The sequence below is a fragment of the Ruegeria sp. AP7 genome, assembly GCF_056539905.1.
Genome location: NZ_JBQFVT010000009.1, coordinates 170,660 through 180,737 on the forward strand (window position 1 = coordinate 170,660; position 10,078 = coordinate 180,737).

At 54.0% G+C, this 10,078-nt stretch carries 8 protein-coding genes; 3 read left to right on the forward strand and 5 right to left on the reverse strand.

The annotated features are described in order from the left end of the window. Positions 1-5 precede the first annotated feature (5 nt). Positions 6-1,127, forward strand: coding sequence for a calcium:cation antiporter (locus ACR0KN_RS16250; RefSeq protein WP_480654994.1), 1,122 nt, complete (start codon positions 6-8; stop codon positions 1,125-1,127). Positions 1,128-1,518: 391 nt separating this feature from the next. Further along, a complete protein-coding gene (locus ACR0KN_RS16255) occupies positions 1,519-1,965 on the forward strand; it encodes a terminase small subunit (protein ID WP_480654996.1) in 447 nt (148 codons plus the stop codon). Positions 1,966-2,133: 168 nt separating this feature from the next. Here the strand turns inward: ACR0KN_RS16255 and ACR0KN_RS16260 are convergent, their stop codons facing one another. Together ACR0KN_RS16260 and ACR0KN_RS16265 are read right to left on the reverse strand one after the other, a co-directional pair. Then, on the reverse strand, positions 2,134-2,451 hold the full coding sequence (locus ACR0KN_RS16260; protein ID WP_480654998.1) for a hypothetical protein: 318 nt from the start codon (positions 2,449-2,451) through the stop codon (positions 2,134-2,136). Between the two features lie 317 nt (positions 2,452-2,768). Beyond that, positions 2,769-3,773: an AraC family transcriptional regulator gene (locus ACR0KN_RS16265; protein ID WP_170547270.1), complete on the reverse strand. Its 1,005-nt coding sequence runs from the start codon at positions 3,771-3,773 to the stop codon at positions 2,769-2,771. 143 nt (positions 3,774-3,916) lie between these two features. Here ACR0KN_RS16265 and ACR0KN_RS16270 point away from each other — a divergent pair, with 143 nt between their 5' ends. Then, positions 3,917-5,278, forward strand: a complete 1,362-nt coding sequence (locus ACR0KN_RS16270; RefSeq protein ID WP_170547273.1) for an amidohydrolase family protein — start codon at positions 3,917-3,919, stop codon at positions 5,276-5,278. 252 nt (positions 5,279-5,530) lie between these two features. On the opposite strand, the gene ACR0KN_RS16275 is transcribed toward ACR0KN_RS16270, so the two are convergent. The 3 genes from ACR0KN_RS16275 to ACR0KN_RS16285 form a co-directional block, all read right to left on the reverse strand. Next, complete coding sequence (locus tag ACR0KN_RS16275; protein WP_480655000.1) at positions 5,531-7,057, reverse strand: alpha/beta hydrolase; 1,527 nt, start codon at positions 7,055-7,057, stop codon at positions 5,531-5,533. 1,144 nt (positions 7,058-8,201) lie between these two features. Next, positions 8,202-8,720 (reverse strand): RNA 2',3'-cyclic phosphodiesterase, encoded by a 519-nt coding sequence (gene thpR, locus ACR0KN_RS16280; RefSeq protein ID WP_480655002.1) that lies wholly within the window; start codon positions 8,718-8,720, stop codon positions 8,202-8,204. Positions 8,721-8,856: 136 nt separating this feature from the next. Beyond that, the gene (locus ACR0KN_RS16285; RefSeq protein ID WP_480655004.1) at positions 8,857-9,933 is read right to left on the reverse strand and encodes an adenylate/guanylate cyclase domain-containing protein; all 1,077 of its coding nucleotides are present in this window, start codon (positions 9,931-9,933) and stop codon (positions 8,857-8,859) included. Between the last annotated feature and the right edge of the window lie 145 nt (positions 9,934-10,078).

The following is a 10,078-nucleotide window of genomic DNA, read 5'->3' on the forward strand; positions in this document are numbered from 1 at the left end:
CCATCATGACCACCCCCTCCACAAACCTCTTTCGCGCAGAAAAAGCCACTCTGCTCATCTGGCTCGTATTTGTTGCCGTGACCTTTGCCGGCGACATCATCAAGCCAACGGCCATGGGTTCCAGCATGTCCTGGCTCCTGCTGGGCGGTATTTTTGGTGTGATGCTGTCCGCGGTCTTCCGCGTGGTGCACCACGCCGAGTGCTTGGCCGTCATCTTTGGCGAGCCTTATGGCACATTGATCCTGACATTGTCGGTGATCGGCATCGAAGTGGCTCTGATCACAGCTGTTATGCTGACCGGGGACAACAATCCGACACTGGCGCGGGACACTATGTTTTCCGTGTTGATGATTGTCATGAACGGATTGGTTGGTCTCAGCCTGCTGATTGGGGGGCTGCGGCACGGGCTGCAGGTGTTCAACCTCTCGGGTGCCAATGCCTACCTTGTGGTGTTGTTGCCAGTGGCCATCGTTAGCCTCGTCTTGCCAAGCTTCACCACATCCGCCCCGGGCGGTGGTCTGTCGGCTCTGCAAACTGTCTTCATGATCGCCATGTCCGTGGTGCTCTACGGGATTTTCCTCGTCTACCAAACCGCCGGCAAACCCGAGATTTTTCGACAGCCTGAGGAAGACCTGCCAACAACCGGCGGTTCGGATGCGCATCATCTGGAAACCAAAAGCATCGGCTTCCATGTTCTTTGGTTGGTGCTGGCGATGTTGCCCCTGGTTTTGATGTCCAAAAAACTGGCGCTGTTTGTCGATTTCAAATTGCTGGAATTTGGCGCACCTGTCGCGTTGGGTGGCTTTCTGGTTGCAGCCATGATCCTGACACCCGAAGCACTCGCCGCGCTGGACGCTGCGCGGGCCAACAAACTGCAACGGGCCGTGAACATCTGTCTGGGGTCGGCTTTGGCAACCATTGGCCTAACAGTGCCCGCTGTGCTGATCGCGGCACATTTTGTTGGGCTTCCCATCGAACTTGGGCTCGGCGGCGCGGAAATCGTGCTCCTGGCCCTGACAATAGGGATCAGTATCCTGACCTTTGTCGGAACCCGCACCAATGCGCTTCAGGGTGTCGTGCACCTGGCCGCCTTCATGACCTATGTGTTCCTGATATTTGACTCATGACCTTAGGTTTAAGTTGCGTTGGGTGAGCTCAAAAGGCAGCCCCTCACTGGCGGCTTCTTGCACCAGACCGAGTTTATTGTCGCTAATTCGGACCTTCACTGCCCGACGCGTGAAGGTCCGCTTTGGGCCGTTCGTCTCCTTCGGAAATTTCGATGGGAGAGGCGAGCATCGCCGACCAGGAACGGTGGCAGCACGCGAAACACTCCTGAAATTTGGAGTGCAAAGTTATGGTCGAAACCGAGAGCAAAGATTTTGGAAATAACCCTGAATTCTCCCTGCAATTTCGTGCACCGCAGTGCAAGGTTTCACCCAAACTCACACCTTAGAAGGACGATCAATGCTGCCTGTTTAGGCTAGGCTTAGCCTATAGTGACTGTAAGGGAAAAGTGGGATGGCAGCAGCCGATTGGGCTAAGAGAGCAAGGTTCGCCGAAGCCTATGCTGATTGTGGTAACGCCACTCAGGCGGCATTGCATGCAGGAGTCCCCAAGCCTTCGGCACACAGCATGGGCTATAGGTGGCTGCGTGATCCGCAAGTCACGGAGATGGTGCGCGATGCCATGAATGACCGGTTGAAGGCCTTGGGCCCCGCCGCGTTGGGGGTTGTGCAGGAGGTGCTATTAAGTCCGACTGCGAGCCCTCAGCTGCGCTTGCAGGCCGCACGGGACGTGCTGGACCGGCTCGGGTGGGTGCCGCCCAAACGTCCCGAACCAGTCACTAACACTGGGCCACGTGACCTGACTGAATGTTCATTGGAGGAGTTGGAGACGATGGTGTCCGGTAGCCCATATGTACGGCTAGACAATGAATCTCTGATGAGGCTGTCAGGTCAAGCGTGACGCGGGATACTAGCTCAAGCCCATCTGTTGGGCGAATTGGCGCAGGTTTTGAACGTATCTCTATTCGAACACTGCCGCCCGCCGGTGCCGACATACATACATACTACTTAGAATAGTAGTATGTATGTAGTGTCAGAGCCAAGCGTTCATAAGCTAGCTTTATGCTGATCAATCAACCAGCCACACATAGTGCGACGATGTCGCAATAAGGCCCAAATCTTCCAGTTGGCTGAGCGCATTTTTCAGGGCGCGCCGCTTCCTGCTTGTGTCAGGGAGGTCGAAGCAGTTCGCACCCCAAGAAATGAAGGCAGTCCAGGCCGCTGCCGTGACATTCAGTTCTTCACCGGAGCCAAGGTCCAAGCAGACCTCCTCACCGTGCATAGACAGAAAGTCTTGAAGCGCGTTTCCGAGCCAGCGCCACTGCTCCAGCGTCCGCGGCGACATGTGCCACCGCTCCGCCAGCTGATCTTGTGTCAACTTGGGCATATCAACCTCAATTGCTCTCTGCGGCACGAGGAAGTTCGGTCCGCTTCTGTTGAACAAAGTGAGGGTTCGGATCTCTAAAATCTGTGGCCGCCGCCAATAAAGGCGTGACACATGCCAGGGCTAAATCATTGATATTATGTGGCTTGAATCAGAAAGTTGTGACCCATCCGCAAAATGCGTGGCCTTGCCATCCAAATCGCAGGGAGTCAGCGGCTGCAAATGACCCGAAAGCTGACGTTTATCAAAAATGCTTGGAAGACGGCTTCGAGCCCAAAGGAGACATTTTCTTGCTCTCAATTTCGCAAGCCGCCAAGCTGTTATCGGAATGTAATTGAGTCTCGCTTAAACTGTTTTGGGCTTTTCCCGGTTAGCCGTTTGAAGGCACGTGTGAAGTTCGCCGGATCTTTGTAACCCAGTTTTGTAGCGGCATTGGTCACCGACATTGAATTTTGAACGAGGAGTCTTTCGGCTTCTGTTTTTTTGACCACTTCGATGACGTTTCTTAAGTTTGTGCCGCTTTTCCTGAGCCGTTCCCTGAGAGTTCGAGCGGGGACCCCCAATTCCTTCGCCAAGCGTGCTCCATTGATCTCGGCAACAGAAACGCCGGATTTAATTACTTGTTCGATAATTGTTTCTAGTTCCTTGGGTAGTTTCTCTGTTTCGGTACGCGCCTCTTTTAAATCGCCTTGTGCGAAGTCACTATTCTCCCACAGCCATGCCATCGGAAATGAACATGACACACCCATTCGGTCACCGGCTATTTTCCTTGCTGAGGCAAGCGCCCGATGGTCAATAAACTCAGGTGCGCAGACTTGTAGTTGCAATTCGTTCATATCCCAGCTTTTCCCAGTGGCTTTTTTGAGCAATCCGACCAAGAGGCCGACGGCGAAGGCATCGGCTTGCTCAGGTAAAGCACTCGGGCGAAAAGTACGCATCTGGCGGAACATGCACTCTTCTGCACCGAACTCTAGCGAATAGCGTGTACTGGATGCATAACGTGACGCAGTGGCAGAAAACTTAGACAAGAAGTCGACTAGCGTGACCGAAGTTCCGGCAGCATCGCGGAATGGAGGCCAGTCTTCGATACTAAGCGCAAGGCCAGCTTCTAATCCGAAGTACTTGTTGCCTGAAAGGTCTGCACACCACTCCACGACCCTGTAGCTTGTTTCTGCAGCGACCAGTTGAGAGCCCGATGCCAAATCTGCCGAGGTCATTTCTAGCCGGTCGAAAATAACATTTCGATCGGTGCTGGTCAGTCGATCAATAAATGGCGACAGAACAGAAGCGCGCATGAGTGGAACATCCGCTCGCTTAGGTGCCATCACAGCCTCCTTCAAACAAACTAGCGAAAATTAATCAACTCTTGTCACGAAAGACAAGAAACCTACACGCCGATGTCAAATCTGACAGGTTTCAATATGATTTTTGTGCTTTGCTGCGAACAACGGCGACAGGAGAAAAAAGAATGGCGAAGTCAGGTTATATCAACCGCAGAGACGTAATAATCGGCGGTATAGCTCTGAGTGCTACGGCGCGCGTTCCTGCCCGTGCCCAATCAGCGGCTCCTTTAACGTTGATTTCGAACGTGAATATCTTCGATGGCGTGAACGACGCACTTATTGAAAATGGCAGTGTTCTCGTAGAAGGCCAGTTTATCGCCACGATCTCACGCGAGCCCATCGTAGCACCAGACGCCATGCAGATTGATGGCGGCGGTCGCACCTTGATACCTGGTTTGATTGACTCGCACCAACACGTGATGCTTGGGCCTACGGTCGATCCTTTGCGGGCCGTATTGTCGGAGACAATCTACACAACAGCGTACGCGGCGATCCCGCAGGCCAAGAAACTCATCGACATGGGCGTGACCTCTATCCGAGACCTCGGCGGGCCTTCAATTGAATTAGGCCGGGCGATCGACGCTGGACATATAGACGGTCCGCGTATCATGTCTGCGGGGCATTTTGTTGGCGCGACCTCGGGACATGGAGACTTTGGCGGATTCAGGTATCTCGGTGGAACAGAGTCTTTATCCAGCGATGCGAACCGCTCTCTCACTTCCGGTTGGTCCATCCTTGCGGATGGTCCAAGTGATGTTCGTTGGGCTGTTCGAACAGCTCTGGCAAACGGGTCAGCTTATATCAAGGTCATGGCTGGCGGAGGAGTCGCGTCCGTAAAGGATCCGCTGGAATCGGTCGGTTATTCGGAAGATGAATTCCGCGCAGCGGTCGAAGCCGCCGCAGATTACGATACGTATGTTGCTTGTCATGCCTACAACGACGAAAGCGTTCAGCGCATGATCCGCGCTGGGGTGGCGGACAACGTACACGGCCATCTCATGTCAGAAGAAACCGTCGCGATGATGGCAGATGCCGGCATGTGGCTCAGCAGCCTCTCCAACCCCGTGGGCCTTATGGATGTACCCTTTTTCACTGATGAAAACCGGCGCAAAGCTGCGGAGGTTGTCGCCGGCTATGAGCAAGTTATGGGCTGGGCCAAGCAGTACGGTGTCAAAATTGGATGGGGAACCGACGCGGCATCATCGATGCTGGATACGGTTTTGCTGGAGTTCCAACAGCGTTCACCGTTCTTCACACCGACGGAGATGCTCAAGCAAGCAACGTCATCAAACGGACAGCTTTTTGAACTCGCTCGTTCACGCAACCCGTATCGAGCAGCCAAACTCGGTGTCATCGAGGAGGGTGCCTGGGCAGACATACTACTCTACAGCGACGATCCGACCGAGGACATCAGTGTTGTTATCGACTACCAGAACACTCTGGATTTGATCATGAAGGATGGCAAAGTCCACATGACGAAGATCTGATCATTTTCCGACTTTCCTACCGCTGACTATCTTCTGTTAAGGGCGAAGAATTGGTTCAACGCTGAATATGGCTCGTAGGTGACCGCTTCGTCCGCGTAGCAGTCGTTCACGCCGAGTGCAGCGAACGACTGCTTCGAGCCCGAAGCAGACGCTCACCTTGCGCCGCTTCTCAGGAATGCGGATTATTCTCTCAGCTTCTAGTGACGGCCTGTGCCGAGTTCGCAAGACAGATTAAGGAACGTCAACACTGGTTCACTGGTTCCGGCATCCAAGCTGGTACCCGATATCGCAATGCGCTTTCAGTCGTTTGGTGTCAGCAGCAGTCCAGTCAGCAGGGGCCGTGACCTCGACCCAGGGCGAGATGTAATCCTGCGCATAGTAGGCGTGGCCATGTCCTGGTGGCGTGCCAAAAGATAACGCCATGTCGAGGGCCAACTGAAACTGCGTGACTACCGGGATGAAAACGAGATGCTTTGAAACATCTTCAGCCGGAGGTTCGTTCATCCAGGGCGGTGCCCGCCAAAGCGAACTCGGATCGTAGAAGACGATCGGATCGCTGGAGTACTGCAGGAATACGATCCGCATCTCCCCCCATTCCGCGATGGCTTGAGAGGCGTCCGAGAAGTGCGACGCAAATCGGACGAACGATCCGTTCCCAATGATAGGGAGCACCCATGGACTGCTAGGTTCGCGCGCGTTCTGCGCTTGCTGCCAGAACCGTGACGGAAACGGCGGACCGGCCCAAAAGGCCCCATCGATCGGGTCGTCGGCAAGGCGAAAGAGGTTTGTGGAGTACATCGACGACCAGGCACCAAGGCTCAGACCGTGTACGTAAAATCTTGGGCGGCGATCCTTTGGCAGCGTCCGCCAATAGGAGTGCACCACGTCGAGAAGCGCGGTCGCCTGATCGAGGCCGGTCCGGGTTTCTAGAACCAGTGCCAGAGGCGATTGTAGGTAAGAATACTGGGCGCTAACCGTCGCGATGTCGCCATTGTGCATATATTCCACTGGATCGTGAGAACCTGGATCCATCCAACCGGTTCCTGTGGGGCTAGTAACGATCAGAACTTCCCGATCAAAAGCCCTCAGCCGTTTTAGCTCTGCAAGTGCCAGTTCGGCCCGCTCTTGCGGTGACTCGCCGTTTGCCCGGCCGACATAGACCCGTATTGGATCCAGTGCGGGTTTGCCTGTGAAGGCGGAAATCGCTTCGGCGTCCGGGCCATCCAGGACGAAATCTCGGCCGGGCTGACCCATCGCCGCCCAGTCAATCAGAGAAGCTTCGGAACCGGCCTGATCCGGACTTTCGGGCGGGTCAGGCGCGATATCAAAAAGCATCTGAGCAGCCTCGAAGCTTTCATCGAGGCCCGTGACCACCCGGTCGAAAATGCCGTCGCGGGTGACGACGAAGAGCAGCAGGGCGACCGTCACAACGCCCAGAACATTGGCCCGGCGCGGCGGCATGAAGCGATAGAAGCGGTCTCTGACCCATCGGAACAGGGCCGCCACGAACGCGCCGATCAGAAAAAAAAGCGCAAAGGTTCCGGTCCCTACCAAGAGGATCTGCGCCAGGTGCTTTGCATCTGCAAGCTCCATCCCCATTTTTGCGCGTAGCTCATTCTGCCATTCAAAGCTGAAGGTCAGCGTCCATATTGAAATTCCGGAAACAAGAGCCGCAAAGACAATGTTGCCGACAAGCGCTAGACGTCCGCGCATGCGCGGCAGATCAGCGGCCTGCCAAATCAGTTCGAGCATACGCCCCAGAAGATAGCCAAGCGCCACCAAGATTCCGCCTAATAATCCCTGAACCATCGGCTCGCGTGGAATGAGGGAGGGGGTCAGCGAGGCCGCAAAAAACAGAAGACCTAAAAGTAGGCACGGGAGGGATACTCCGGCAATCAGTGGTCTTATCCACCGCACAATCGTTCCTCCACGAACCAGGAAAACTCAGTCAGCTTAGTGAAACGCAGCGCGATGGGCTATGTTTATTGTGCAAGTTCCGGGGCATCGCAAGCACCGGCGCTTTTGCGGTCCCTCTCCCTGAGGAGGCACATAATGTGTGAAACGGACATGTCCGCTTTGGGCTAACCGCGGTCATTACCTGGTCATGAGGCAATGACCGTTTTGTCCGCTTAGCGGTAACTAAAGCATGCATAAGCGAATGATCAGGTTGCTGCCTTCAATGTTCAAACCGTTGAAACTGGCTCGCTGCCAGATTCATAGCAAAGCTCGTATCATACGAACGACTGGTTTTTGAGGGCGTAGTTGTGTTCGAGGTCAAAATTGGCCTCTACATGGCTAATGTTCACGGTAAGTACACTGCAAATGCAGGCCAGGTAATTTCGCTACTGGGGGTACCATTCGGGGTATCGTATGGTATGTGCTTAAGTTTTATAATTTAGAAGCATATACTTACCTTACTTTATGTATTCCGTGTGGGGCACCATTCAGTCTTTGCAATTATCTGAAATTCATGTAGAATCCAGATTGAGAGCATATCGTATCCACCTTAATATCCGCCTATGTGGCTCTGGTGTTCGCAATTCTTCATTCGATTCCACAGTTGATTGCCTGCTGAGGGAGTAGGCGGTTAAGGTCCATTAGGGCTTCTTCGCCACCTTGCGCAAAAAGCTCCTTGAATCGGTAAAAGCGTAAGCGGGGCGGCAACCCCACCTTCCTGACGGCTGTCTGATCTGCGATTCCGCTGCGGAGTGTAGATTTGTCCGGCGGTATTTACCCTAGGCGGTGACTCAGCCCCCTGATCCGGGCCGTTTGGAGTGCTGGCGCGTAAAGGCAGGGTGGCGGACAAACTGAGTAATCGCTGCATCCGCACCAATGAGCGATTTGGGCGGGCGATCAACAGTGATCGTTTTTTTGTCGCATATGTATGCAAAGCGCTGGCCGGTTTGGCTGCAACGGCAGCCCGTCACCTGAGGATATAATGCGCCAAGGCTTCGTGTCGGGCACCTTCGGGACGCAAGGTCGATTGGTATAGGGTGAAGCCGGTCACCGGCATCTTTGGCAAGGCACTCATAGTGCAAGGACGTTGGACGAGTTGAACCGCCTCGTGTTGTCCTGGTTTGAAGCGAGCAATCGTCACATGCGGGCGAAAGCGCCGACGGGGCAGCACGATCCCGGCTCGCCGCACGGCAGTCTGGACTTTTCGGTGCAAAGCTATGAGTGCTGGACAATCCTCCACCACGACAGCCAGAACCTGCCCAAAACTTTCGATCCTTGAAAAGGTGACACCGAAGGGTGGAGCTGAAAGTATCAAAAGCTCTTCATGCAATTCCTCTAACGCCTCCTCGGTCTGATCATCCAGAAAAGCTAGCGACAAATGCATGTTGTCCGACGATACCAGTCGGCCGACCGGCAGCGCGCGTTGCATGGGCGCAAAAGCGGCTTTTACGTCGTCGTTGAGCGATATCGCTATGAAAGACCGCATGGAGTCCTATTATTTCTCCTCTTGAGTTAAGTGTGTATCATGCCAGAATTTCCACAAAGCTGTGTATGGTTGCCACTTGTCCGCGGCGATTCCGGACGGGTCGTTTGAGCCCTAAACGGACCATCACTTCAGACGGTCAAGAACGCCAATTCATGGCATGCAAAATGCTTGTACCTTGTTGACCCGGCAATTCAAATTCGCCCAAAAGTTCAAACTTCTGGTTTGGATCATCACCAACCAATGCACGCGTCACGTCAGACACAAGAACCTCGCCTCGACCCGCAACAGCCGCGATACGAGCGGCAATATTGACAACCGAGCCAAAGAAATCCTCATGGGACTGCACTACATCGCCAGTGTGAACTCCAATTCTGACGGCGAGCCGGGGCTCGGCAATTTCGTTCGCCAAATCACGCTGAATTTTACCTGCTGCCGACATTGCAGATCGAGCTGACGCAAAAGACGACATCGTGCCATCGCCAAGTGTTTTGACGAATTGGCCTCCATTCGCTTCAATGACCTGTTTTACTGCCGCAAAATGAGCATTGATCTTCGCAGACCACGCACGGTCTCCCAGTGTGTTTGCGATGACGGAGGATGCCACAACATCCGTAAACATGACGGAAGCAAGTCCCTCGGTTTGGCCCAACGACATACTCTCACGCGCTGCCTCGGCCAGTTGAGACATTGACGTCTGCTCCATCCCCATGATGACTTGATTTGGTGTTGGCACAGAGCCGTGCCGACTGATGATTTTCCAGCTCCCTTGCTCCAGCGCGAATATCAGCGTATCGCGAAATTCGAACGGTTTTTCGGACCTGCCCACTAAAGTGACCTTGTTAATGATGGTGGCCCATCCGATGTCGCCTGCTTCAAAGGCTTCAGCGAAAAGCTCCTCCATGTGCAGAATATCAGGCTTATCTTGGAAATACGCGACAACCGCGTCTCTTACTTCCTGTCCGCACCAGTTCTCGCCACTCGCGGACCCGAGAAAGCGAAGGTTTTCGCTGTCGGACAGAAAATTGGGCAAAGCTATCTGATCACCACTGCTGGTGTTCATGCTCCAACGGCGCGATACAGCAAGCAATTCTGAAGAAGGCTTGATCACAAGTTTTTTCCAGGCAGGCCGCCGCTGGTTATCGCTGTTGCAGCGGTTTAGCAAAAGCTTCTTACCTAAATAAATACCGGAATTGCCTTGCAACTCAAAGGGCAACTTTGTCCGCAAAGCAGTCGTTCACGCCTAGTGTAGCGAACGTCTGCTTTGCGGGGCGGTCTCAATGGATCGACGCAACACTTCACTTTGAGAGCAAAGATGGAGTGTTGGAATGGCTTATCGACGTCGGATCTATTTTACGGAG